Raw genomic sequence first — 26,795 nt, 5'->3', positions numbered from 1 at the left:
GGTGTTGTCGTCAACAGAGACATCAAGCTTTTGTTTAGCAACATCAACACCAATCATCTGCAATTTTTTGATAGGCGCTGATTGAACCTCTATAGGGTCTGACATAATAATTACCTTTAGCACTCATTCTTGTAAAATACGGAATCACAACGTGTTCCTGACAACTGTTCGAGTTTTAAAAAGTAGGCTGAAGCGATCTTTGCTGCATGACGATGTTATTAAATACACCTAAGTCGTGTCGGTCTACCTCAGCCTTTTTTCACTAGAATTCCTATTCTAATGAAAACGCGTTAAGTTGCTTGGTTTTAATCATACAAGTCGTTCGTGGTGAAATATTCAGGTTAAATCGCCCTGTTAATCCTTTTTCGTTATCTTCCAGCCCGCCAGCCCCAGCAGCACCAGGCCGGCCAGAGCCGCCAGTATCTTTTTGACCGGGATGCCGACCAGGAATAAAAAACGCTGATGCTGGAGCTGGCCCGCCTCGTCCTGGATGGTCATGTCCAGGCCGTAAACGCCGCGTTGCCCGATGGTTTGCTGAATGGAAATGAGCCCGTCCCCGAACGGCTTGGCCGGCTGTTGCTTGATGACAGTAAAAGCCGTGCCGTTATTTAACAGCCCGTCGGTCCATGACGACAGTTCCAGCAATTCCAGCGCGATCAGCTTGTCTTCCTGCCCTTCCTCCAGCGGTTCGACCGCGATAATGATCTGCCCGAGTTCAGGGAAAATACGGCAAAAATGCTCATTCTCCAGTCCCGGCTGGAACTGGTAGCCGCTCAGCCTGAGTCTGATGCCGCCTACCTCGGCAAAACAGTTCTGGCTGTGATGCTCCCCGACATGGGCGGCGGCCTGCCCGGACAATACGGCGCTCAACCATAGCGCCATCGATAACCTTGCAAACAAACGTGTCAACATATCTATCATGAATACAAAAAAACAGCAGTGTACCATTTTGGCTTACCTGAACCATGTCACAAAAATATAACCGGGCTTAAAGCGCGAAATGGTAACATTTCCACTCTTCTCACCTTTTACCGGAGCCGCCATGGGACCTCATTATCTCAGCCCTTTTTTCACACCCAAGTCTGTGGCAATCGTGGGCGCATCCGAACGCGAGAACAGCGTCGGTTATCGCCTGCTGCTCAATATGCGGGAGGCGGGCTTTAAAGGCGGGCTGTACCCGGTCAACAACAAACGCGAAACGCTGCAGGGCTTGAAGGCCTATCCGGATCTGGCGGCCGTCCCCGAAGAACTGGATCTGGTCGTGATTGCGACGCCGGCCGCCACGGTGCCGGACATCATGCGTCAATGCGGCGACAAGGGCGTCGCCTCGGTCATTATCATCACGGCGGGCTTCGGCGAGCTGGGCGCCGAAGGCAGGCGGCTGCAACAGGAAGTGCTCGATATCGCGCACCGTTACAGCATCCGCATCGTCGGCCCGAACTGCCTGGGCATCGTCCGGCCCAGCGGCCAGCTGAATGCGACTTTCGCCGAAGGGCCGGTCAAGGACGGCAGCCTGGCGCTGCTATCGCAATCGGGTGCCGTGTGCACGGCCATTCTGGATTGGGCCAAGTCCCAGGATATCGGTTTTTCCACGGTCGTCTCGATGGGCGCGGCCGCCGACGTTGATTTTGGCGAGGTGCTGGATTACCTGGCCATGGATGCCAAAACCACCGGCATTCTGATGTATGTGGAAGGCATACGCGACGCCCGCCGCTTTTTGAGCGGCCTGAAAGCCGCCGCGCGCCTGAAGCCGGTGATTCTGATCAAGTCCGGCCGTCATGAGGCGGGCAGCAAGGCGGCCATGTCGCATACCGGCGCCCTGGTCGGCGGCGATAATGTCTTTGATGCGGCCATCGAGCGGGCAGGCGTCGTCCGGGCTTACAGCATCGCCGAACTGTTTTCTGCCGCGCGCGTGCTGGCCAATAATTATGTCGTCCGCCAGGACCGGCTGGCGATCATCACCAACGCTGGCGGCCCCGGGGTCATGAGCACCGACCGCGCCGAGGACGACGGCATCAAGATGGCCGAGCTGAGCCCGGCCAGCCTGGAGGCATTGGACGCAGTGCTGCCGGCGCACTGGTCGCATGCCAATCCTATCGATATTCTCGGCGACGCCACGCCCGAACGTTACAAGCAGGCGCTGGACATCTGCCTGAAAGACAAGAACATCGACGGGGTGCTGGTCATTCTGACGCCACAGGCGATGACCAACCCGACCCAGGTGGCCCAGTACATCATCGAGGGCGCCAAGTCCAGCCGGAAGCCGGTGCTGGCTTCGTGGACGGGCGGCGCGCGCGTGCAGGAAGGCCGGAACCTGTTCGATAACAGTAAAATCGCCCACTTCAATACGCCGGAAGTGGCGGTCGATGCCTTTTCGTTTCTGGCGGCCTACAGCCGCAACCAGATCCTGCTCAAGCAAATCCCTTCGCCTTCGGATGAACTGACGTCTCCCGATGTGATCGGCGCGCGGCTGATTATCGAGCGCGTACTGTCGGAAGGCCGACCGGTGTTAACGACGCAGGAGTCGAAAGCGATACTGGCGGCCTTCCATATTCCGGTCACGCAGACTATCAAGGTAACCAGCGCCAAGGACGCCATGATTGCCGCCGAAACTCTGGGATTTCCGGTGGTGTTGAAAGTCAACATGGCCGAATTCAGCCACAAATCCGATATCGGCGGCGTCCGGCTGAACATCAACAGCGCCCTGGATGTGTCCCGCAATTTCACCGAGATGGAAGCGGCCATCAAGCGCAAGTATCCGGAAATCACTGAAGTAGGCATGACGGTTGAGCCGATGTACCGCTCGCTCAGCGGCCGCGAACTGATGATCGGCGTGGTCAGGGATCCGGTGTTCGGACCCGCCATCAGTTTCGGCCTGGGCGGAACCATGGTGGAGATCCTGCGGGACAACGCCGTCGCCCTGCCGCCGCTCAATGCCTATATGGTCGAACAGCTGATCGCCAAAACCCGGGCGGCCAAATATTTGCGGGCCTTTCGCCAACTGCCTCCGGTCCATATGAAAACCCTGATCGATGTATTGCTGAATATCTCGATCATGGTCAGTGAACTGCCGGAAATCCTGGAGCTGGACATCAATCCGCTGATCGTCGACGAATACGGGGTCATGGCCGTGGACGCGCGCATCAAGGCCGAAGTCTCGCATCAGCTCATGCCTTACTCGCACATGGCGATCCATCCCTATCCCCATGAATTGACCCAACATTATCAGCTGGCCAACGGCATGAACATCACCATCCGCCCCATTCGTCCCGAGGACGCGGATATGGAAAAGGATTTCGTGCACCGCTTGTCGGAGCGCACCAAGTATTTCCGTTTCATGCAATCCCTGCAGGAATTAACGCCGGAAATGATCGTGCGCTTCACGCAGATCGATTACGACCGCGAGATGGCCTTTGTCGCCATTACCGAGCATGACGGCATGCCTTCCGAGCTGGGCGTGGGCCGTTACATGATGAATCCCGACGGCCACTCCGTGGAGTTTGCGCTGGTGGTCTCCGATGACTGCCAGGGCCTGGGCATAGGCACCCGGATCATGAAAACCCTGATGCAGGCGGCCAAATACAAAGGCATGTCGTTCTTTGAGGGCGAAGTGCTGGCGATCAACGAGCCCATGTTGTCGCTGATGAAGAAGCTGGGCTTCAGCATTGAGGCGATCGCCGGCGATACTGAAGTCGTGCGCGTGGTTAAGGACTTGAGGCAGTAGCCCTTGCCGCATTCCTGCATCAAGACTCGTGCGGAAGCGGGCATAAAGCTTCAGGACTTACGCAAGCCTGTGGGGGCGACTTCAGTCGCCCATTCAGATAAAAGGCGACTGAAGTCGCTCCCACAGGTTTTAACGCCGCTTGTTTCGACGGATGAACAGGCTAACTGCGTAAGTCCTAAGCTTGTTGAAAGTATCCGCACAATGGTTGTATGCCGCGATTGAGCAATCCAACCTGCCTGTGCTCTGGGGCGCAAGTGAATGCGCGCCCGTGCTTCCTTCTCTGGTTAATGCCATGCGCTCATTGAGCACGGATTAATTAACGTCTCAGCCTGGGCGGTTCGCCTTCATTCAGGACAATGACTTCCACCCGCCGGTTGTTTCTGCGGCCAGCCGGGGTGCTGTTGGTGTCGACAGGGAAGTCTTCACCGTAGCCGACATCGGTTATCCGCGTACTATCCACGCCGTTGTTCATTAGGAAGGTCGCCACCGAGTGGGCGCGTCTTTCAGACAGGAGCTGATTGTTCTGTTTTGAACCGACACTGTCCGTGTGCCCTTCAATGAGGACATTGCGACTGGGGTTTTCCCGCAGGAATGTGGCCAATCGATAAAGATTCTGCAAGGCGCCTGACTTGAGATCGGCTTTACCGGTCTCAAACAGCACATCACCCATGGTGATCAGCATGCCGCGATCGGTTTTTTGCGCTTTTAACGCCTCAAGCTCTTGTGTTCTGGCTTGCAGCTGCAGTTGCTGTGTTTCATCGCTTAATCTTGAGAACTCAAGCTGGCCGGCCTTTTGCCGTGCCTTTTCCTCGGCAATTTTTATCTGCTGGTTGGTCATGTAAGCCATGTGGTTGGCATAATCTTCATCGTCGTCTTCCATCCACGCATTTTCAGCTTTTGTAATAGTCTTCTCGGCATCGTATAAAGCGACGGGGGCATACTCGGCAATGACCTGATCCTGCTTGGCCCGGTTCAGGTTCTGTCTTGCTTCTTCCAGCCCCCTGTGCGGTTCTACTGCACAACCTGTCAGCATGAGTATGGTTCCTATCAGAATTCCGGCCTTGCAATAAACTGAAGCTGCGTTCCACTTTATAATTGACATAGTCTTACTCCTTAATAAGTTTAACTATCTAACGCTCTAGAGCAGTCGCTTGATGGTTTATTTCTATTGATCCGGTTGCATTTTCATTCCTAATTCATGGCGTAATGAATCGATGCTTCGCTTTAATCCATCCAGCTTATTCGTGGTTCTTGCAGAATCGGCTTTCACGGCAGCCAGATCGGCGTTAACCGACGCTTCATCGGCCAGTGCCGCCGCTTTTTCGTATTCCTCATTGTCCATCGCTGCCTTGGCCTGGTTGAGTTTGTCCTGGGCGACGCGCATTTCTAACGGCGCATAGGTATCGCCCTCGGTTAAATTGGCCTGATTCAGCGCTTGTTCCGCGGCTGATATCTTGTCGATAGGTGGATGGCCTCCGCAACCGCCGAGCATGGAGACGGCGGATAGCAGCAACAGTGCTTTAAATGGTTTAAATGGTTGGTATTCACGTGTCATTATTATTCTCCTTAATTCATGCTTAGAAATTGTCCAGATGAACAAGAAACACTGAAGGGCTTTCCATAAGTTCAGATTCTTGACGTTGATAGCGTTCATTTATACTCGGAATAGAGCACAGGAAAATTCGTAAGATTACCTATGCTATTGAAAATATGCTGATTAGCTGATGTAACTCAAATCTTATGCAGCACTACGAAGCATTTGCCCGGATATTTCATGAAACCACAGAGAACACGAAGAACACGAAGAAAATCATGGCATTATCATTTCTCACAGATAACTTCATGAGCTCATTATGAAATATTTGCAAGTAATTGAATTGAAAAGCCTTCGTGCACTCGATTGCTGTTCCAGACGCAATTCTACCGCCTCCATCCTTGGAGGCGTTCGTGTCCTTCGTGGTGAAATATTCAGGTTAAATGCTTAACAAGATGCTCGAATGATGGATTTTGCGGGTCGAATACCCGATAAGGGCACAAGCGCCCTCGTCCCGACAGCCGCCTATCATCAGCCGGGGACTTGGAGCGCTTCGCGCCGGTTATGTCTTGATTGATCCTTAGGAACGTGAATTTTATAATTCCCGTTCCTTATGATTCCTTCCTGTCCGTACTGTCCGCATAGGCATAGGTGTAGGCGTAACCGTAGTACCCGCCGTAGCCGTAACGGTTGGTGGACACCGGCATGTCGTTGAACACCACACCGCGAAGGTTTACGCCGCCCAGTTTCAGATGTTTGACGCTTTGCTCGATCTCGCGCAGTGTATGCGAGCCCGCCTTGACGACCAGCAGCGCGGCGCCGGCCAGCCTGCCTATGATGGCCGGGTCGGTCACCGGCAACACCGGAGGCGAATCGATGATGACATAATCATAAAGCAAGGAGATTTTCTCTATCGCCGTCACAAATCGTTCATGAGACAGCAATTCGGATGGATTGGGCGGCATGGTGCCGTTACAGATAACCTCAAGCCCGTCGATATGCGTCCGCCTGACCACCTGTGCGATGGATTTGCCTGTTGCTATGGCATCCGACAACCCTTCCGTCCCTTCCAGGTCGAAGTATTTATGAAGATGCCCTTTACGCATGTCGGCATCGATCAACAATACACGCTTGCCGGCGCTGGCCATCACGGCGCTAAAGTTTACCGACAGAAAGCTTTTCCCAATCCCCGGCGAGGGTCCGGTCACCATAATGATATTGTTCTGCGACTCAAGGAGCACAAAGTGCAATGAAGTCCGCAAGCTGCGCAGACTTTCAACCGCGGGATCCGATGTTTCGGTCTCGGCCAGCACCGCCAGCCTCGTGCCGTCGCCTTTTTTCGATGATTTGCGTTGTTTGACGCTGTGCGGCACGGTCGCATAAACGGGCAGCCCCAACTGTTTCTCAATAATCTCCGGATCTTTAACGGCTTGGTGCAGGGATTTTTGCAGGAAGGCGGCACCCAATCCTATAAACAGGCCTAATGTGACGGAAAGCCCCATGACTGCCGCTTTTTGCGGTTTTATAGGGTCTTCCGACGGCACGGCAAGATCGACGACACCGACATAGCCTACCGGTGCTTCCTGCACGACTTTCAGTTGGCCGATCCTGTTTCTGAGAAAGGCATAGAGCTGGGAATAAAGCTCGGCATCCCTGGAAAGGCGCAGCACTTCCTGCTCGGTATTGGGAAAGTTCTTGACCTTATTCTTGATCGCGGACAATTCGCCGTTTAAATTAGCGATATGCGCATTCAGGGCGAGAATACTGGAATGCTGGGGTGTGAATCGAGGCAGCAATTCAGTCCGTTTCCTGCGAAACTCGGACAACTCGGCCTCGATACCCACCATTCTTTCCAGCAGGATTTGAGTCTCCTTGGTGAGATCAACGGCGCCATGCCGCTGGCGAAAACCGTGCAGCGCCGCTTCGGCTTTTTCCGCCTTCTCCTTGAGTTCCGGCATTTGTTTTTCCATGTAATCAAGCGACAAGCTGATCTTTTCGGATTTCCTTTCCCGTTCCTGAGTGGTAAACGTTTTGACCATCCTGTTCACGATGAGCGTGATTTGATCTTTATCGGGGCCTTCCAGGCTGATTTGCACGACCCCCGATCCCAGGCCTTTTTCCATGACCGTAAGAAATTCACTTAATCGGGTAATGGCATCGACCGGGGCGATTCGCATCAGATCGAAATGCGTGCCGGCTTTGCCCTTTATACTGGATATCAGCAGCGCGGGCGTAGTATCGTCGCTCGGCAGCCAGTTTGTGTTCAGTACGCCCGCCTCGCCTTCGGTCAGCAAGTTGCCATCCTCATCCAGAAGACGGTATCGTTTGCCTTTTTCCACAATAAGCGTAAAAGGCCTGCCGATATAAGCGGCCGGCACATCGAAAGTTTCGACCGTGATATTTTCACTATTCCAGGCATACGCATTCAAATCGAAAAACGGCAGTCCCGGCTTGTAGGACGGACCGATCAACGACCTGATCTTGTTGTTCATGCGTGCGATGGGCGCCCCTATTATCGGGAAGTGGACAGGCTGCGCAATGATATCCAGCTTTAATTCATCAACCACTTGTCCCAGCAATTTACGCGATTGCAGGATTTCGATTTCTTCATTGACCACGGTTTCTTCCTTGAAGCCTTTGGAAATATCGGCCAGCAAATCCATGCGCATGCCGGTCTCCAACAGGGCATCCACTCGGTAAACGGGTTGAGCCGTTAACAGGTAAACGGCGCCGATCAGAACAAATAGCACGGTGATCTTGGCGATGGTGCCCTTCGCATCGGCCAGGGTTGCCAGGAATTCGCCCAGCGCGACATGTGACGTATTGAAACTTGGCGGCGGGGCGAAGTACGCGGGCATTTCGGGCGGCTCCCGGTTAAATCCCAGTTTGCCGAGAAGTTCCTGCTCCTGTTTTATCCGTTGCATCTCGCGCCGCAGACGAATGACTTCATCCTGGGATTTTTTTAACAATGCGCCTCCGTTATCCTCGGAAGATTTGGGTATATCCTGGCTGGTTTCCCCGGCAGTGGACTCTGGACCGGTATTTGTAGGCTTGTTCACAGACCTTCTCCTATGGCTTTTACCGGTATTGCGGGGGCGGATAGCCTGCGCAATACCGGTTATGCAATCAAAACGATGTTCTTCAATTCATGTTCGCTCAAGCCAGAGCTCCTGGCTCTCCGGTCTTGCCGGTTATTGAGATCCGGTGATTCGGCCGAAATTTCTGACAACTGTTGATGTTGCCACGAGTTGTTGGATCAGACGGTCCCAGCGGGTGAAGTCGGTCGCTTCCACATAGACCACATCGTGCGGCATCAGCCGGAACTGATCGCCCAGGATCAGCGCATCGGGCGATTCCGCATCCAGATGGTAAACTTCCGAGAGGTCGTCGTTGCCGCGGATGACAAAAACATGTTCCGGCGCCGCGGTCCCTGGATTCACGCCGCCGGCTTCGCCCAGGGCTTCGGTCAAGGTAATGCCGCGCTTGTGCATGACCACCGACATGGGCCTTACCACCTCGCCCATGACAAACACCTTCTGGGTATTGCGATCGGGGATATGCAGGATATCGCCATCCTGCAACAAAATATTCTGCCGCATATCGCCTCGGTCATAGAGGGCCAGCAGATCCACTTTAGTGGCCACGCCGTTGCGGGTCAGGACGGCATTGGCCAAATCGGCGTCGGGCGTGAAATCCCCGGAAAAGCCGATCGCTTCGGTGATCGTCAGCGGTACATCGGTGACCGGCTGCGGCCCCGGCTTGGCGACCTCGCCGGAAACATAAGCCCGCTGGCTCCGGAAGGAGACTACTTTCACATCCACCTGCGGATTCTCGATAACGCCTGAAATGCCTTCGGCCAGCATGCGGCGAACCTCGGGCTGGGTTTTTCCGGCTACGTGGACCGTACCCGCGTAGGGAAAAAAGATCGTGCCGTCTTCGGCCACCAGGTGCCCGACCGCTTCAGGCGATCGGAACTCGCCGGCGGGAATGGTCAGTTCGGGGTGTTCCCACACGGTTACCGACAAGACGTCGTGAGGGCCAATGCGGTATTGGTATTCCTCCAGCCGGTTGTATGCCGCGAAAACGGGCTGTATGTCGGTTTTATGGTAGGCCGCACGGTTAATAGCCTGGACACGCAGCGTCTCGGCCGTGATCGGTATGACTTTCACGCCAGGCACGTTAGAGGAAGGGGCTGACATGTGCATACCCGGCACGAGTGTACAGCCTGTCAGGAACGCGATAGAAACAAGATAAACATATTTTTTCATAACTAATCTCTTTGTAATTTTAATATCCAGTCAGCCACGCCTTTTTCTATCAACAATAAAGCATTTTCGAATGCTTTATCCGGCAGCCCCACTGGATCAGGCACCTCGAAATCGCTCCATTCTCCCAGGCGAAAAATTTTCCCGCGCGCGACGGGATATTGCCTTGCAATCCATTTCTTGTGTTCCGTTTCCATAACCAGGATCAAATCCGCCTCGTCCATCAATGTGCTTGTTAATTGGCGGGCGCCCTGCACGGATATGTCACCCCCTCTTTCCAGCATCAATCGCTGCGCCGCCTGACTGGGCCGTTTTCCGACCGGCGCGTTCAAGCCGGCGGAACCGACCCGGATGATGCCCAGGCCCGCATCCTGCAGGGCCTGCCTGAACACGGCCTCCGCCATCGGGCTCCGGCAAATATTGCCGACACAGACCACGAGTAGGCTGCCGATAAAAGGCAAGGCCCCGCGCTTGCTCTGTGCTTTGTAATCATCCTTCAGCGAAACCGGTCCAGGGGGGCGAAACGAGATTGGCTCATAACGCGCATCCCATGCTTCATCTGGATAACAGGGCTCCTTTTTCCAGTAATACGCGTTCATAAAGCGCCTCGATCTGTTTTACCATGTGTTGTCCGCTAAATGCCGGCACCACCCGCGCCATGGCACGCTCACTCATTTTTCGCGCCTCGTCCGGATGATCCAGCAGCCATACGATATTCCGGGCCAGTTGCGCGCTATCGCCGGGATCGGCCAGCAAGCCGGTTTCGCCGTGAATCACCAGCTCGGGTATGCCGCCCGCGCGGGTTGCCGTCACCGGCACATTCATGATCATCGCTTCGGTCAGGGCGCGCCCCAATCCTTCCCACAAAGAGGACAGCGCGAATACGTCCAAAACCGTGAATATCTCCGTCACATCCTCCCTGAAGCCCAGAATCCTGATTCTTTGCTCGGCACCGATCGCCGCTTGCACCGCTTGCGCCAGGGGCCCGTCGCCAACCAGGATGAACTGGGCATCGGGCCGGCTTTGCAAAGCGGTTTTGGCGGCCTGAACGAAATCCAGCGGCGCTTTCTGGATCGACAGGCGGCCGATCATGCCGACGATCGGCCGCGCCGGATCAAGACCGAACTGGCGGCAGAGTTCGTTCCGATCGTGGGTCTTGGCGCGAAAACGGTCCAGGTCGATGCCGCTGTAAATCGTGGACAGCTTTTCCGGGGGCGCGACCTTTCGCGTGATCACTTCCTGCTTGTTCATGTCCGCCACCGTGATCAGGGCATCGCTGAGAGTAGCGCCATAGCGTTCAACCGCGACATACAGGCGCTCTTTCATGCCCGCCAGATAGTGTCGCCAGACTGAAACCTGAGAGACATAAGCCACTTGCCAGGCGAACGCATGATAGGTATGGATCACCACCGGCACGCCTGAACGCCGCGCCGCAATCCGGCCCAGAATGCCGGCCTTGGTCGTGTGGGTATGGATGATCCGGTAGTCTTCCTTCCTGATCAGGTCGGCGATCTGGCGTACCGCGCGCAAGTCATTCAGCAAATGAACGGACCGGTGCAGATCCGGTATGATAAACAGGACGTCGGCATATTCCCGGGCGCGCTCGCTCCAGTCCGAATAGTCCTCGCCGGGTTCGACCGTGCCGGCCGCCAGGTGAACTTCAAAGCGGTCGCGTGAATGGTCCCTGACCGTCAACAAGGTATTATCCAGGCCGCCGCCAAACCCCAAATGCGTTATCAAATGCAGTATTTTTATCCGCTCCATTTCACTTCGCCTTCCTGATATAAAAATTGATGAAACAAACAACAGGCTTCAGAGCGATTCCCATACAGCCTTCTTGACGTTAAGAATGGTCGCTTCCAGCGACTGCTCCGTGTCGATGTCATGGATATACTTGGTGCCATGCTTGTACCAGTCGCGAATTTCGCGATGCCGCGCCACCAGATAATCCTCGTCATCCATGCCGACTTCGTCCCTGCGGTTGCGGTTGCGCTGCTTGGCCGTTTCCACCGAAACCCTCAGCCGCAGCACGGCATCCGGCGGCGGCATGTTTCTGTACAAGGCATTTTCGAACCGGGCCAGGCGGTTATATAGCGCGGCCTTGATGCCGCCCTTTGCAGGAAGCTCTCGCAGACGCGGACTGTCCATGGCCTCGATGATGTCGGTCGGATAACGGTCGCAGATGACGATATCGCCATTCGCGGCCCAGGCCCTGACCTTGATCAGCAACCGGTACCGGTCCCAGGCCAGCGCCGCCGCCCTGACCGCGTAGATCAGGGAACGCGGGCCCTGTCCGGCCTTCGGCAACGACGGCACATCGGCCGGAAGGCCCCTGTCGCTGACGCCGCTGCGGCGCAGATGCGGCAGCCAGCGCCGCATCAACGGCAACAATAGGTTGACCGGCAGCGTCGCCCATGAGGACGGCGGCTTGCCGACATGCACCCGCCTGACCGCGAATACGCTGCCCAGCCAGCGGCCGGTTTCGTTGACCAGCGTGGATTTGCCCGTGGCGTCCGCGCCCACGAAGGCCACAATCGCGCCACCGGCATGCAGGGTCTTGTTTTTTCTGTTACCGGTCAGCCGTTGCCGAAGCTTGATCGATAACAGTTGCGCGTAGGCGAGCAGCCGGGTCAGCGGCGTATATTTCGCGTAAATGCGCAGCCGCCGCCGCACGGTTCTGGCAACCCGCATGCGCTGCGCGATACTGGTGGGGTCTTCCAGCGTCTCGATGCACTTGAAAAACAGCGCCCTATCGATGACCGGGCAGTGTTTTTCCAGCAATGAGACGGCCTCGGCGGCATCCCCGCCCTCCTTCAGCCAGCGCAGTTCCGTGCGGATGGCTTCGGGATCGCCCGCCACGCGCAGCAAATCCAGCAGCGAGCCGTACTTGATAAAGGTTCTTAACACAAACAGCGCCAATTCGGCCGACCGGAATGCGACACGCACCGGCCCGATGTAATCGCAATTGTCCAGCAGCATGCTTTCGAACGGCAGCGTATGGCTTTTAACGAAACTCTCGCCGGTCAGCACGCGGCTGAAAAGATGCACATGGCAAATCCCGCCGGTCCGCGCGTCAATGCCGTAGTAATGGAATATGCCCGGAACGTTGGCTCCCGACTTCAGGACCGCGGCCTTGAAGCCAAGATCCGTCAACAGGCCGATGATGTTCGGCAAGGCCTTGCGGTCCACCAGGATATCCAGGTCTTCCTCGCCCGCCAGCGCCTGCGACAAGGACAGGTTGCTTTTCCAGTGGCAATAGTCGATAGCCTGGCTGTTCAGTGATTCCATGAACCGGGTGGCCAGGTCCGCGTTGATGGGGGTTGCTAAATTCACGCTCATGCTCGGTCCCTATTGTTGCGTCGTTGGAATGGCCTTAAGGGCCGGGTACCCGCTCGTATTGCCGGCATCGAGCTGATTACTCGCCGGGGCATGGGCGAGCCCTGCACGAATCAGATCGGCGGCCCATTCCAGCAGCGGATCGGCAGGCGCTTCACGAGGCTCTAGCCGGTTCCGTTCGCCGTCTATGATTAACAGCCGGTCCGCCAGCCCCGGATAGCCCCGGATTTGCTCGAACATCAGCACCGCCTGTGAAATGAATGATGCCACCTCCCCGCTGTCTGACCCTTCCGGGATACGATTGTGGCCGCGTGCCCGCGTTCTTTCGATCAACAGCTGTTCCGGCTGCTTCAGGTAGGCGATGACATCGGGCAATGGCATCAGCCGGAGAAAATCGGTCAGGCAACCCGTGAACGATGGGCCTGAGGCATGGACGAAGAGCGTATGGCTGGCTTGCAATATGCCTTCATTGTCGAGCAGAACCGCCTGCCGGTCAGTACTGCGGCGGCGGATGATTTCGTGAATGCCTATCTTCCGCAACGTGACCCTGGCCAGCTTGATTCGATAAAGCCATGAACCGGACGTCTGGAAGCAGGTTCGGATGATAAAGCGGAAAAGCGCGCGATACTTGCGCAGAAACAGCAGGCAAGTCAGCAAGGCCCATAATTCCACGATGCGCCTGCGTATAAATTCATTACTGATCCAATTCAGTCCAATGCAGGCCAACAGAAAATCGTCGCTTAACTGAACGTCGATGCCAACCGCCTGGCCGACCTTAACCATTTTCCTGGCAAGCGTCGTCTTGCCTGCGCTGGTACAACCCACTAATTCAATCTGCATCTTTATAAGCTCAAACTTACTGAGTTGGAGGAAACCGGAAAAATTGAACGGCATCGGGCTTCGATCTGTACGCCTGCCTTACCGCTTTCAACTACCGGGCATCTGGTTATCTGGAAAAACCTCGTTATTGGGTTCTAATCGGTATCTATTTTTTATGTTTATTCAGCAATTAAAATAAGGTATTCCTGCTTCTTGAATACTATTAAACAGTTCCCTGTTATTGTTTTTATTGAATACGATTTGATTATATTTTGAGGCTCATTACATATACTATTGGTATGACTACTTACAAGTCAGCCATTAAACCTTGAAAAATAAAAGCGCGGGTAATTAAAGAGTTTTTTGCAAACCAATACCCGCTTATATAAACGATTCAATAATTTTAAAATAAATAATCCTGCATACCTGTTTGCCGCCGTTTTTAATAAACCTCCAGACGGGGGTATCCGGTTTCGGGAAACGAACACAGTGATGGCCGCCGGAATCCCTGCTCTTAAACGCGTTCCCTGTTGGACGTGGCCAGCCTATCGACAGCGGTCTTTTGTGAGGGCCCCCCGCCCGATCTCATCCGCTCAAACAATTCGGCATACTGCCGGTTCATGGAGGCCAGGCTGAAATGCTTTTCGGCCCATGCCCTGCACCGCTCGCCGACCGCTTGCCTTTCGGCCGCGGGCAAGCTTCGGAACCGGCTGATCTCCCGTGCGAAGCCGTCGCTGTCGTCAGCCGGCACCAGCGGAATGAAATCCGTGCCGTTTGCGATTTCGCGATGCGGCTGGATATCGGACAGGATGACCGGACACCGGCAGGCCATCGCTTCCAGCGCCGCGACCGGCAAGCCTTCGCCGTAAGAGCAGGAAATGAATACATCCGCTTCGGACAAGGTCTCGTACACCCGGTTTCTGGGCACCAGGCCGGTCAGTTGCACGTCATGTTCCAGACCGAGTTCCCGGGCCTTGGCCAGTACCGGCGCGCGCATGTCGCCTTCGCCGACGAAGATCAGGCGATCGCCCGGCGCGGTGCTCTTGCGATAGGCATTGACGACGGTCAGCGGATTTTTGATTTTTATGATCCGCCCGACCGATATGACTGTGAACCCGCCGGTGCGAGGCGCCGGACGGTTATCCCGCAGAAAGCCGTCCACGCGGTCTATGTCGACGCCGTTTTGAATCGTGCACAGCCGTTTGCCGCCCAGCCATTTATAAATAACGGGAAAGCTGTCAAAAACGGCATGACTGTTGCAAACCACGCGCTGAAAAAACGCGAACACCGGCAGCAGCATCAGCTTGTTCCTGAGCTTGTAACTCTGATAGGAATTGGACACGGTGAACACGGTGCACCGCATCGGTTTGCCGAATGCCAGATTGGCCAGCAGAAACAGGAACCCGGCGATGACCATATGGATATGGATGATGTCGTATTGCCTGGCGTCAAAAGCCGTTTTCAGGGCGCGATAGAATCCCGGCAGGGTGCCGTCGCCCTCGATGAAGGTAATCGTCGCGGGCGGCGGTGGCACGGTCGCCTTGAAATAGCTGCACAGCGTAATGTCCTGCTTGCCGGCCAGGGGCAGCGAGTATTGGTTATAAGGTTCGCTGGTTTCGGCGATTGTCGTCACAATGCGCAAAATCGCCAGCGGCTTATCGTGATTATTCATGATGTTTTCTCCCTTATTTGTTAACAAACGGTCTGTTACCTGCGCCGAACGCTCTCATCGGCTGGTTCAGCGTATAAAACGCGGCGGCCAGACCCAGCCCGTAAAGCAACCAGTACTGCCGCTGAATCATCATGGGCACGAACATGAATAGCGCCATGATGGTGGTGAATGAGGTGATGAAGGCCCACAGGAACTCGCGCCGCGACGGATCGAGGCAGACTTGTTGCGCCCGGAACAGGCATAAAAACCAGTACAGGATGATGACCAGGAACCCCAGCGTGCCGAACAGGCCTATTTGCGCCATGAACTGCAGCCAGAGGTTATGCGGCGCCTGTTCTGTGACCATCGGCACATGGTAGTGCGTGGACACGTAACGGAAATTATCCAGTCCCACGCCAACGAACGGCGAATCGATAAACGCCCGCCAGGCGGCTATCGCCAGACGCTTGCGGTCATCGATCAGGCTTTCCTCGAACGCCAGCGTCCGGTCGATGCGTTCCCATAGAACGCTGGGAAAATAACCGGAGTGATAGACAAAATAACCCAGCACGCCGATGACTACCGAGGCCGATGCAATCCGCAGCGGGATTTTCAGGCTGATTTCAAAACCGTTGCGAAAGCTGAGAAAAATCATCAGGGCGAGCACGGTCGCCACGGTTGCGGCACGCGAGCCGGAAGCGGTCAGCGCCCAGAGCATCGGGTATAACAGCGACAAAGCGATCAACATCTTCAGCAGGCGCCGCTGCCGCCATTTCTCGAACACGAAATGCAGCACGAAGGGCGACATGTAAGCCGTGGCATAGCCCAAGGGATTCGGGTTATCGGAATGGAACGTGCGGATGCGGTTGTGCATGGAGGAAGTCTCCTGATGCATCATGGCCCAGAGCATGAGAATCAGTGTCCCGATCAGGTATAGCACGACACTGGCGCGCAGCATGGACGGCGACTTGACGGCATTCAGAATGACCGGAAACTGAACAAAGAAAATAAACGCGAACTGCATGGTTTGCGTCACCGCTTCCATCGGATGCGTTGCCCGAAACGTGCTGAGCAAAGAGAACAACAGGAAAACGTAGGCGGCCATGGTCATGGCTTCCGGCGGGAATTTATAGCTCCGGCTTCCGGAAACCAGCAACAGCATGCCGATAATGACCGTCACCACATCGTAAAGCGTCAGATTGGCCACCAGCTTTATTTCCAGCGGCGCCAGCAAAGCACTCAGCAAGAACAGCGACTGCACCAGACTAAATCCCGTGCGCTCGCGATCGTCCTGCCATGTTGCGGAATTAGCGAGAGTCAGCATGATAATCTCCTGTTATTGATCATATAACGGCCATCCGTGTCAGCGTTTAATGACGGCCTGAAGGCGTTTTATCAAGCCGCTTCTCTGGCGCGTGGACAGGCCACCGTAAAACGCCAGCACCGACACCACCATAGCTGTTGTGGCTACGCCGAGCACAAGGCCGGGCCAGCTATGCAGTCTTTCGAGAACAATCGCGACCTGGTGATAGCTCTCACCGTAATGCTTGACGCCCAGCATCATCAGCAATAACAGCAAGGTCACAAAAAACGGCCTCAGCGCGCCTTTCACCTGGTCATAAAACCGAATGCCCAGCACCTGGCCGACCAGGAAAGGATAAACCACGCTGATAATGGAATGGCCGGCTATCGAGCCGATGCACAGGCCCACGATGCCCATTCCGTAGCGGCTGACGAGCAAGGCCGCCAGGGACAGGGCCAGCGTTTCCGCCAGCACGCCGATCAACACCTTGGATCTGATGTTCAGCGTCAGGTCAATGACATTGGCGTCATTGCGGATGAAGGTGATCTGCGCCACCAGCAAGATGATCAGCAAGGTCGGAATCAGCCCGGCATAATAGCTGTCGCCGACCCAGAGCTGCACGAATAGCTGGTTCCAAAGCAGAATGCAGGCCCCGGCCACCGTCAGCAACAGCCAGGTGAACGCCATGATTTCACCGCGCACGTTGACGGCCTTTTCCAGATTGCCCGCCCCGATAATGCCGCCAAGTCCCGGCGAGATGTTGAAAACGACGGTGCCCACCAGCCTGATCAGCGTCTCGGGGACATACTTGGTCAGCGTGTAGACGGTCACCAGCACCACCGAATCGAAAATGCCCAGGATCAGGATATCGCCGGCCAGCATCAATTGCGATACGATCTTCCAGAGCACAAACCAGCCGCTGAGTCCGTAAAACCGGCGCGTGATTTCCCGGGTCGGCCTGGCAATGCCGAACCAGGGCACCTGTCTGCGCACCACGCCCAGGAACACCATACCGCTTATCAGCGTCGTGGCGATGGTAGCCGCCGCCACGCCGACCAGTCCCAGTCCCTGTATTACAGCCAGGACGGTCAGGCCGCCGCCCGCTAAAACCAGCAACGCGGATAACCCCATGCGCTTATAGCCCAGGTTTTCGCCCTGAAGCACCACCCTGGGAATATCGACCAGGCCGAACAGGACGACATTCAACGCCAGCAAGCCAATGGTCAGTTGCGTCGTCAACAAAAATTCTTCAGGCACCTCTAGCAGGATGGGCGCCAGCCACACCAGCACCCCGCCGAGCATCGTCAGCAATGGCAGAAACAGAAACCACACTGCCACCGTACCGCCTACGTAGCGGCGCTTGTCGTCATAGTTGGCCAGGGTCTGGTCCTTGGCGACCGCCCACTTGAGAACCTGGGCCGAACGTCCGCCGGCGGCGTCCATATAACCGTTCAGACGCCACAATATGCGCCACAAACCGTACAGGTAATTGCCGAGACCGGCTACCAGCAAGGGATTGATCACGAATTCGACAAGCACGCGCGCACCGTAATCGATGATCGAGGCCAGCGCGTTTAAGGAAGCCCTTTTAGTCAGGCTTTTGGACGGCGTTATAAACGAGGACTTGCATTGGTTCATGAAATAATGACCTTATCTATTTATTTTTCCCGATGATCGCGGCTTTCGCCGGGTCTCGAATGCAATGAACGTCGCCTTATCCGAGGCCCGGCCACACGCAATGCGGGAAATCATCCTGAAACTCAGCAATAAAAACGAAGATCGCCCTACGCTTCCTGCTGCAAGCGTAAAAAAATACCGCTAGCTGCCGCCATAAGGGTCGTACTGATTGGCGCCGGTCAATAATTCATCAAAGTATTCAATGGTTTTTCTCAGCCCCTCGCTGGTGTCTATTTTCGGCGTCCAGTCGTCCAGGTGCGCCTTCGCAAGCGTCAGATCCGGCTTGCGCTGTATCGGATCGTCGCTGGGCAGCGGTTCGAAGATGATTTTCGATTTCGAGCCGACCAGGTCGATCACCTTTTCCGCGAGTTCCACAATTGTGAATTCATTGGGATTGCCGAGGTTGATGGGGCCGGTCAACTCGTCCGGCGTATTCATCAGCCTTACCATGCCATCGATCAGGTCATCGACATAGCAGAACGAGCGGGTCTGGCTGCCGTCGCCATACACGGTAATGGGCTCATGCTTGAGCGCCTGCAGGATGAAATTGGAGACCACCCGGCCGTCGGAAGGATGCATACGGGGGCCGTAAGTATTGAAAATACGGGCTACTTTAATGCGCAAATGGTGTTGCCGGTGATAATCGAAGAACAACGTTTCGGCGCAGCGCTTGCCCTCGTCATAACAGGCGCGAATGCCGATCGGGTTGCAATGGCCCCAGTAGTCCTCGCGTTGCGGGTGAACCTTGGGATCGCCATAAACCTCGCTGGTCGAGGCCTGGAGAATCTTGGCCTTGACCCGCTTGGCCAGACCGAGCATGTTGATGGCGCCGTGGACGCTGGTTTTGGTGGTCTGGACCGGATCGAACTGATAGTGGATCGGCGAGGCCGGACACGCCAGATTGAAGATTTCGTTGACCTCGACATAGAGGGGAAAAGTAATGTCGTGGCGCATGAACTCAAAATGCGGACTGCCCAGCAGATGGGCGATATTCTTTTTACTGCCGGTATAAAAATTGTCGACGCAGAGCACGTCATAGCCTTCGGTTAATAGGCGCTCGCATAGATGCGAACCTAAAAATCCTGCCCCGCCAGTAACAAGCGCACGTTTTCGAACTAGATCTTTTATATTCATGATGACTCTTCCGACTATTACGTACCAGGTTGAAAAAAGATTCGACGCGACTACCGAAGAGGCCTGAACTCCCGCTTCTGCCTAGCGCTAAACCAACGCCAGGCGGTTTCGAGAATCGCGTCCAGCTTGGTGATTCCGGGCCGCCAGCCCAGATGCCTTTGCGCTTTCGCGGCGCTGCCTATCAGGCGGGGCGGATCTCCCGCGCGCCGCTCAATGACCTTGTAGCGGATATCGACGCCGGTTACGCGCCGGCATGCTTCAATGACCTGTTTCACGGAAAAACCCTGGCCATTGCCGAGGTTATAGGCTTGGGCGCCGGTGATATCGCCCCGGATCAGCATTTCCATGGCCGCCTGATGCGCGGCCCCCAGGTCGTTGACATGAATGTAGTCGCGAATGCACGTGCCGTCCGGCGTGTCAAAGTCGTCGCCGTAGACGCACAGTTCGGTATCGTCCGGATGGCCGCCCTGCTGCACGCGCAACGCTTCATTGATAACCAGCGGAATCAGATGGGTTTCAGGATCATGCCTTTCGCCCAGCACGCCTTCGGGATCGCATCCGGCGGCATTGAAATAACGCAGGGAAACACTGTTCAGCTGATAGGCCTGCGCATAATCCTCAAGTATCTGCTCGACCATCAGCTTGGTTTTGCCGTAGGGATTGATGGGATTTTGAGGTTGATCCTCGGTAATCGGTATTGCCTGGGGAATGCCGTAGGTCGCGCAGCTGGAGGAGAAGACGAATTTATCCAGGCCGGCATCGAGCATGGCATCGAGCAGATTCAGCGTACCCACGACATTGTTCTGGTAGTACTTGCGCGGATTGCCCACCGACTCGCCGACATAGGCGAAGGCGGCGAAATGCATGACCACGTCGAACTTGCTGTGCTGGAACACTTGTCTCAGGTCGTCCTTGTTTAACAGATCCCCTTGAACGAACGAGTCGGTCACGACGGCGTCGCGATGCCCCAGCAAGAGGTTATCAAAAACGGTCACGTTTAAACCGGCATTGACTAATAGTTTAGTCATATGAGACCCGATGTATCCTGCCCCCCCTACAACCAGAACTGATGCGCTCATTCTTGCTTCCTCTTTACGTCATGGATTTATCAGAAAATCTTTATGCCTGGTTGCTGATTTTCATTCCCGGCACTTCACGGTTTATTTAATTAAATAAACACTGTTATATATAATTTAATATTGATCAACTATACTTTTAGCATGCTTTAATTATATTTTTAGATCAAAAGTTAATACTATTGGTATAACTACTTATCGACCCAATAAAACTATAAAATTTTCACAAAAATCAATAATACAATAATATTGGACAGCGGCTGCTTATAGATTATAAAGCCCACTGACAATATCGCAGTCGATATAGTTAATTAATTCCGTATATTTAATTCTATTTAATACATATTCAATACCTTCAATATAATTAAATCATTTTAATATGGCGTGCTTCCGTTTCTTATCGCGGCAAGCTCATTGAGATACTCATCAAGGTGGGTTTCGCCGGAGTCGTTTCGATAGGCGGCGCCATCGGCGGGATCCTGTTTATTCAATCCGTGGCTGTCCTCCCATTCATCAGGCATGCCGTCATGATCGCTGTCCGCGGGCGCAATCCCCGAAACAAGTTCAGGCCAGCCCCCGACCTCTGACGGATCGTTAATGACCCTGCCGGTCCCGTGCCTGACATCCTTAACAATGCGCCGGTCGATGGCATCGCGCATCGGCACGGTAGCGCCGGCATTCGCCACGACCAGATCGAAGGCCTCGGCAGCCGAAACCATGGTGATCGGGGGCGCCTGAAACCGGCTGTTCGATATCATCCAGCGGCTGTCCTCACGCACGATCACTTCCTGCGGCTGGCCATCGGAAGTCCGGTGAAAACCGATGTTGCCCTTGACATAGACTTCAGGGTGGCGTCCCGTATTGCTGTAATAAAAAACCTCGTAGCCTTTATTGCCGCTGCTGGGCCCTGGCTTGTAGTAGTTGTTCACGATGTTGATTTGCTGGTTCCCCTGCCCGTATTTGTCCTTGATTTCGCTCCAGCGCGCGGCGTTGTAGAAAACATTGTTGACCACGTCAACCACGCCGACCAGATTAACGTCGGGATTGCGGTCGTAATTGTGGGCGAACAGGTTATGATGCACCGAGATGCGCTGGGCACCGTTGCTGCCCAGCAGCATGCCTTTGCTGTGCTTGCCTTTGGGATGCGTGCTTTTTTGCAGGCCTTCGGAAATGATGCTCCATTGGATGGTGATATCGTGTACATCGTTCCAGGTATTGACGACTTCGTCCGTGGCCCAGGACAGGGAGCAGTGATCGACAATAATATTGTGTCCGGCGGAAATGGTCAGCGCGTCGACCGTATCGGAAGGTTCGGCACTGGGTCCGGGCCGGGAGCGGATATGGCGCACGACCACATCGTGCGTTCTGATCTCCAGCGTCGACCGGATATTGGAGGGATGGTTCTTCAGGGTGATGCCGCCTCCGGGCGCGGTCTGACCGGCAATCGTGACAAACGGGTTTTCTATCCTGATCCGGGACAGCAGTTCAATGGTGCCCGACACGCGAAAAACCACGATCCTCGCCCCCGAGGCCTCCAGGGCCGCGCGCAGGCTGCCGGGGCCGCTGTCATTCAAGTTGGTCACTTCGAGCACGCGCCCGCCGCGGCCGCCAATGGCGTAGGCCCCGAAACCTTCGGCGCCGGGAAAAGCCGGTATGGCGCGCGCCGCCCAAGCCGGGCTGCCGCCGGAGCCGGCCATGAAAACCGCCAAAATAACGATCAGCCCGCCCATTGCCGCGAACCGGTTTTGTCGTCGGCCATTTAACATCATGATCCTCCCCCGTTTTCAGTATTCATATCCAATGCCGCCAGGGTATCGCCTACAATATAGGCCAGCGACTGCTGGCTGGTATCGTAGCAAAGCAAGGCGGGGCCTTGATGCTCCGCGGCCAGTTTATCCATGACTTGTTTATAGACGGTTCGGAACCGCATCAGAAAGTCCATCGCCTCCCGGTCTGATTTATCCTTGACGCAGTGCTGCTTGTCACGCGTGTGAATGCGCTCCAGCAGAACGCTGTCCGGCGCATCGAGCCAGACAATCAAGTCCAGCGTATCCGCCCATGCCCTGAGCGCCTGTTCCCACCACTTGATAAAGGCCGGGTCCCTGGTGCTCTCGGAACCAAATCCGGCCAGAATGCTCAAGGTATAGACCGGCCCCTGGTCCAGCACAGTGACCGTACCGTCTTCAGCCAGAAGCCGTTTCACGATCGGATGCATCGCTTTCAGGCGAATCATTCTGTTGATCTCTTGCCAGGCCGGCCATTTGCCCGCCAAGCCCCGGCGCATAAGAAAAGGCAGCAATAAAAGCGCATGACCGGCATAGAAAGGGATGTAACGCTTGCGGCGAAAGCCGTAAATCGGGCGAATAGCCTGCCGATGCCGGTTAAGGGCCGACAGGATCGTGGTTTTTCCCGCGCCCGCCGGCCCCACTACTTCAACAATCAAGGGCGGACGTTTCGAGACATTGCTGTCAATCAACATGACTCTACCTACAGCCTGGACCAGACCAGCGATTTCAGCTCCGCCAGCATCCGCGCTTGCGGCATCCCGGCATCCATAATCTGTACAGGCGCATCCTGCCAATCCAGGCCCCATATTTCCTGACTGCGGCCGCGTATCCAGTCGGCGTCCTCATCGGCGCGCCGTTGAACGGCGATGTCCGGGTCCACTTTCATGACAATCAGCAAATCAGGCGGCAGAATGTGCCGGTAATACTTCGTTTCCCATTGGATCAGGAAGTTGATCAGCGGTTTGTTTTTCCCGGCCTGCAGGAACCGGCTCGTTTGCGCCCCATCCATGGTCTTGATCTGCGGCAAGGGGTAGCGGTCGCAGATCACCAGACTGCCGTTGGTGGCAAGCCGCCGCGCCCGGGCATAGGTACGATAGCGGTCGCGGGCCGTAACCACATGCCATAAAAACCAGCCATAGCCCGGCAGTTCCAACGACTGCGCGTCGCCCTGCGATTGAGCCGGGACTTTACGGTTGGAGAACAGCCCCAGCTTGCGCCCGATCTTTAATACGCCTTTTATGAACCAAGTACTCAATGCCCAGCGCGGCTTGCCCAAATGGATTTTTTTAGCGGCGAATCGTTTCGAAAGCCACCCGTGCAGTTCATTGACCGCCGTGGATTTGCCGGCGCCGTCGCCGCCAACCAGGGCGATAATGGCCCCGCCATGGATCAGGTATTTTTTGGTCGGCCGTCTGAGCAGGTACTTGCGCGTCCCCCAAAGGCCTCGATGCCACATTTTCAGACAGGTATCTAACAGCCTGGAACTTCGGGCATGCGCCTGAAGCTGCCGATGCAGCTGTTTTCCGGCTTTATAGCGGGACATCAGGGAGGCGCCCGACTGCAGCGATTGCAGGCACCGGTCAAATACGGCGCTATCCAGAAAAGGCAGAGACTGGCTCAAATTTTCCTGCATCCGCTGCTGATCGGCCCGAGCCATCAGATAGTCCAGTTCTTGGCGCGCCGACTTCGACAGGCTTCCGTGAAAGCTCAGCATGGCGTCCCAGGTTGAATGCTTCAGCATCATGCGGATCACGAACACGATCAGTTCGAACTCGATGCCCGGCACTTTGAACAGTTCGCCCTGAACAGCGGATGCCAGATAGGGTCCCTCGATCGGCAGGCGATAGTTCTTGGAAGCGTCATCGCCCAGAATAAGCTGGTAGTGGGCATGAATGTGCACAAACCGGCCAGTGTCCGTATCGTGTCCGTAATAATTCAGAACGCCGGGCAGTTCCTTGTCCGGTTTAGGCCGCGCCTCCTTGAAATCAAGCCGATACAGGATTTCGGTAAAACGCTGTACATCGGCCCGGTCGATAAGCAGGTCGAGATCATTCTCGCCGCTGGCCGAACGGTCCAGGGCGTTATTGCTCTTCCAGTGGCAATACGAGATGTTTTCTCGAGCCAGTGTCTTGCACAGTTCTTCAACGAGCTTGAGTATGGGAGTATCAGACGGCCTGTCGTCCGCGAACTTCACATTCTCTTTCGAAAAAACCGTCTTAACCGTGTTTTCGGCTTTCATGTCAAGCGCTTCCGATACGTTATCGTTTGTTTCGTCTAGGTAGGTCATAATTCATACCGAGCGTTGATATTATTGTTATTTATAATGTAAAGAGCCCGTTGACTAACCATCAAGCCCCCCCATATGGACCCTTCGTCCGCCGGCGCATTAATAGGCATTTTGGCCTATCAGCACGACCAGGACCGTTTTCAAAATAATCTTCAGATCGCGTGTAATCGACCAGTTATTGATATAGGCGATATCGTGCTCCACGCGCTTGAGGATTTTTTCCTCGGTATCCGTATCGCCGCGCCAGCCATTGACCTGCGCCCAGCCCGTGATGCCCGGCTTTACCCTGTGCCGGCTGGCGTACTGATAAACCACGTTTTCATAAAGCATTCCCGCCGCCTTGGCCTCAGTGGCGTGAGGCCTTGGGCCGACAATCGACATTTCGCCGGTCAGCACATTAAAAAACTGCGGCAACTCATCCAGGCTGGTCCGGCGCAGAAACCGGCCGATCCGGGTAACGCGCGGATCATCCCTCGTGGTCAGCTGCGAGGCATTGTTGTCCTGCTTGTCGATGTACATGGTGCGGAATTTCAGCACCTCGATCAGCTGATTGTTAAATCCGTAGCGCTTTTGGCGGAACAGAACGGGGCCTGGGCTGTCCAGCTTGATCAGCACCGAAACAATAATCAGGATGGGCGCTATCAGCACGAGTATGAAAATCGTGAGCACTTTGTCTTCAATACTTTTCAGTATGTAATCCCAGCCGGATAGCGGCTTGTCGAAGACGTTCAAGGTCGGGATGCCGTTGTAATAGCTGTAGTCGTGGTAAGGAAACTTGAAGCCGAGAATATCGGGGCTCAGCCTGATGTTCGCGGGCAATACCTGAAGCTTGTGCAGAATCGCCAATATGCGCGCCTCGGCGCCCCAGGGCAATGCGACGATAATATCGTCAATACGCTTTACCCGCGCCATCGCTACCAGGTTATCGATATTGCCCGACATCAGCTGGCCATCCATGCTTTCCGATAAGCGGTCGGTCCGGTCATCAAATACGCCGATAACCTTGATCCAGGGATACTGCTGTTCCTTCAAGAGTCTGACTAACATATTTCCTTGTTCACCGGCACCCACGACAGCAATATTTCGAGTCAATGTGCCTGTCTGCGTCCATTTGAGCAGAAACTGGCGCGCCAGCAATCGGCCTGTATAAATCCCGCATACGGCGGCAATAAGCCAATAGAACGCCCAGGTTCGGGAGAACTCGGTTGAAATCTTCAGCGCGAACGCCGCGGCAACCAACACCAGAAACGAGATGGTGCAGAGCATGATAATTTTTGGAAATTGCTTGCGCGTTTCGAATATCGAGTCAATCTTGTATAAATCGGAAAAGTAAAACAAGGCCAAGGTAAACAAGGCATTGATGCCCATGGCCGGAAAGTACATCAGATTGTGATCGGGGGTCCAGCCCGGATAAAGTAAATAAATGGTGGTACCCGTGCCAAATAATATAAGGCAGTCCCCCAATGCAATTAAACCGGCAACAACGCCCGTTACAATGGAAAAGCTAGACCGAGGCACATAAATATTCGCAGGATTGGCAACAAAGGTTCGCATGAAATTCCCTCCAGCTTCACAAATTTGTAGGCATAAACTTTCATAAAATTTTGTTTTTTTATTATTGTTTTTTTTTGCACCATCTATCGCAGAGCTCTTGATTCCAAAAATTGCCACCGATACTTATCGTTAATGTTACAGAAATATTACAGCCTCTAACTGGGCATAAAAATCGGTTCGAATACTTAAGTAGTCATACCTATTCTGATCTGGCTGAAAACGAGATAGATTCGATTCAATGCGGAAGATCTTGAATTAAATTTACGGTATCGTTTTTTTAGACTTGTCTCCGGCATAACCACGTCAATACCCAGCATGTTATGAGTTGCATAAAAAAACGTCAGTGATTGATGACACATGCAATTCTTTTTTTAGTAACCCAAGACCCAACAGCAAACTACATATTTGTATCCAGGAGGCTGGCTAATGAATAACGGCATGACAAAAACCTATTTAACCAAGTTTTCCGCGCTCTTTTTCAGCGCCCTGCTGATTTACGGGGCGGGAAACCCTTCAGCCGTATCGGCCGGTCCGGCCGACACGCTCACGCTTACCCGGGTCGTCGACACCGACGATTTATTCGACGAGGATTTTTTCAGCGCCGGCCATCCGGGCTTTCCGGGCGTCGGCTTCCCGCCCGGCGCCAAT

The 26,795-nt window shown here is 54.8% G+C and carries 20 protein-coding genes; 2 read left to right on the top strand and 18 right to left on the bottom strand.

The window, feature by feature from the left end:
* Nucleotides 1-354: 354 nt before the first annotated feature.
* Nucleotides 355-912: a hypothetical protein gene (locus EK22_RS20580; RefSeq protein WP_235209465.1), complete on the bottom strand. Its 558-nt coding sequence runs from the start codon at nt 910-912 to the stop codon at nt 355-357.
* A 130-nt stretch (nt 913-1,042) separates the two neighbouring features.
* On the opposite strand from EK22_RS20580, the gene EK22_RS20575 reads away from it, so the two are divergent.
* Nucleotides 1,043-3,724, top strand: coding sequence for a bifunctional acetate--CoA ligase family protein/GNAT family N-acetyltransferase (locus tag EK22_RS20575; protein ID WP_036254037.1), 2,682 nt, complete (start codon nt 1,043-1,045; stop codon nt 3,722-3,724).
* Between the two features lie 316 nt (nt 3,725-4,040).
* Here the strand turns inward: EK22_RS20575 and EK22_RS20570 are convergent, their stop codons facing one another.
* From EK22_RS20570 to EK22_RS20490, 17 genes are all read right to left on the bottom strand, one after another.
* Nucleotides 4,041-4,826 carry an OmpA family protein gene (locus EK22_RS20570; protein WP_081918002.1) on the bottom strand — a complete coding sequence of 262 codons (786 nt, stop codon included), beginning with the start codon at nt 4,824-4,826 and terminating at the stop codon, nt 4,041-4,043.
* A 63-nt stretch (nt 4,827-4,889) separates the two neighbouring features.
* Entirely contained in the window at nt 4,890-5,279 is a 390-nt protein-coding gene (locus EK22_RS20565; RefSeq protein ID WP_020159505.1) for a DUF4398 domain-containing protein, read from the bottom strand.
* Between the two features lie 590 nt (nt 5,280-5,869).
* A complete protein-coding gene (locus EK22_RS20560; protein WP_020159503.1) occupies nt 5,870-8,317 on the bottom strand; it encodes a polysaccharide biosynthesis tyrosine autokinase in 2,448 nt (815 codons plus the stop codon).
* A gap of 132 nt (nt 8,318-8,449) precedes the next feature.
* Nucleotides 8,450-9,526 carry a polysaccharide export protein gene (locus tag EK22_RS20555; RefSeq protein ID WP_081918000.1) on the bottom strand — a complete coding sequence of 359 codons (1,077 nt, stop codon included), beginning with the start codon at nt 9,524-9,526 and terminating at the stop codon, nt 8,450-8,452.
* A 2-nt stretch (nt 9,527-9,528) separates the two neighbouring features.
* The gene (locus EK22_RS20550) at nt 9,529-10,122 is read right to left on the bottom strand and encodes a low molecular weight protein-tyrosine-phosphatase (RefSeq protein WP_081917999.1); all 594 of its coding nucleotides are present in this window, start codon (nt 10,120-10,122) and stop codon (nt 9,529-9,531) included.
* Nucleotides 10,079-11,287: a glycosyltransferase family 4 protein gene (locus EK22_RS20545; protein WP_036254031.1), complete on the bottom strand. Its 1,209-nt coding sequence runs from the start codon at nt 11,285-11,287 to the stop codon at nt 10,079-10,081. The genes EK22_RS20550 and EK22_RS20545 overlap by 44 nt, the downstream gene beginning before the upstream one ends.
* 48 nt (nt 11,288-11,335) lie before the next feature.
* A complete protein-coding gene (locus EK22_RS20540; RefSeq protein ID WP_036254029.1) occupies nt 11,336-12,862 on the bottom strand; it encodes a nucleoside/nucleotide kinase family protein in 1,527 nt (508 codons plus the stop codon).
* 9 nt (nt 12,863-12,871) lie between these two features.
* Nucleotides 12,872-13,699 (bottom strand): hypothetical protein, encoded by an 828-nt coding sequence (locus EK22_RS20535; RefSeq protein ID WP_152565176.1) that lies wholly within the window; start codon nt 13,697-13,699, stop codon nt 12,872-12,874.
* 493 nt (nt 13,700-14,192) lie between these two features.
* The gene (locus tag EK22_RS20530) at nt 14,193-15,350 is read right to left on the bottom strand and encodes a glycosyltransferase family 4 protein (RefSeq protein WP_020159497.1); all 1,158 of its coding nucleotides are present in this window, start codon (nt 15,348-15,350) and stop codon (nt 14,193-14,195) included.
* Nucleotides 15,351-15,363: 13 nt separating this feature from the next.
* Nucleotides 15,364-16,653, bottom strand: a complete 1,290-nt coding sequence (locus EK22_RS20525; RefSeq protein WP_036254025.1) for an O-antigen ligase family protein — start codon at nt 16,651-16,653, stop codon at nt 15,364-15,366.
* A 39-nt stretch (nt 16,654-16,692) separates the two neighbouring features.
* A complete protein-coding gene (locus tag EK22_RS20520; protein ID WP_020159495.1) occupies nt 16,693-18,270 on the bottom strand; it encodes a lipopolysaccharide biosynthesis protein in 1,578 nt (525 codons plus the stop codon).
* Between the two features lie 180 nt (nt 18,271-18,450).
* Nucleotides 18,451-19,443 carry a UDP-glucuronic acid decarboxylase family protein gene (locus EK22_RS20515; protein WP_036254023.1) on the bottom strand — a complete coding sequence of 331 codons (993 nt, stop codon included), beginning with the start codon at nt 19,441-19,443 and terminating at the stop codon, nt 18,451-18,453.
* A gap of 50 nt (nt 19,444-19,493) precedes the next feature.
* Nucleotides 19,494-20,522, bottom strand: coding sequence for a UDP-glucose 4-epimerase GalE (galE, locus tag EK22_RS20510; RefSeq protein WP_051114350.1), 1,029 nt, complete (start codon nt 20,520-20,522; stop codon nt 19,494-19,496).
* A 371-nt stretch (nt 20,523-20,893) separates the two neighbouring features.
* Nucleotides 20,894-22,288 carry a pectate lyase family protein gene (locus EK22_RS20505; RefSeq protein WP_051954170.1) on the bottom strand — a complete coding sequence of 465 codons (1,395 nt, stop codon included), beginning with the start codon at nt 22,286-22,288 and terminating at the stop codon, nt 20,894-20,896.
* On the bottom strand, nt 22,285-22,998 hold the full coding sequence (locus EK22_RS20500) for a nucleoside/nucleotide kinase family protein (protein WP_036254022.1): 714 nt from the start codon (nt 22,996-22,998) through the stop codon (nt 22,285-22,287). Before EK22_RS20500 ends, EK22_RS20505 begins: the two co-directional genes overlap by 4 nt.
* Nucleotides 22,999-23,006: 8 nt before the next feature.
* Complete coding sequence (locus EK22_RS20495) at nt 23,007-24,593, bottom strand: nucleoside/nucleotide kinase family protein (protein ID WP_036254020.1); 1,587 nt, start codon at nt 24,591-24,593, stop codon at nt 23,007-23,009.
* A gap of 99 nt (nt 24,594-24,692) precedes the next feature.
* Nucleotides 24,693-26,147: an undecaprenyl-phosphate glucose phosphotransferase gene (locus tag EK22_RS20490; protein ID WP_051962004.1), complete on the bottom strand. Its 1,455-nt coding sequence runs from the start codon at nt 26,145-26,147 to the stop codon at nt 24,693-24,695.
* A 426-nt stretch (nt 26,148-26,573) separates the two neighbouring features.
* On the opposite strand from EK22_RS20490, the gene EK22_RS20485 reads away from it, so the two are divergent.
* Nucleotides 26,574-26,795: hypothetical protein (locus EK22_RS20485; RefSeq protein WP_036254019.1), on the top strand; the 222-nt coding region annotated here is incomplete at its 3' end.

This window comes from Methylobacter sp. BBA5.1 (assembly GCF_000746145.1).
GTDB lineage: Bacteria > Pseudomonadota > Gammaproteobacteria > Methylococcales > Methylomonadaceae > Methylobacter > Methylobacter marinus.
This window is presented reverse-complemented; position numbering and strand designations above follow the sequence as displayed.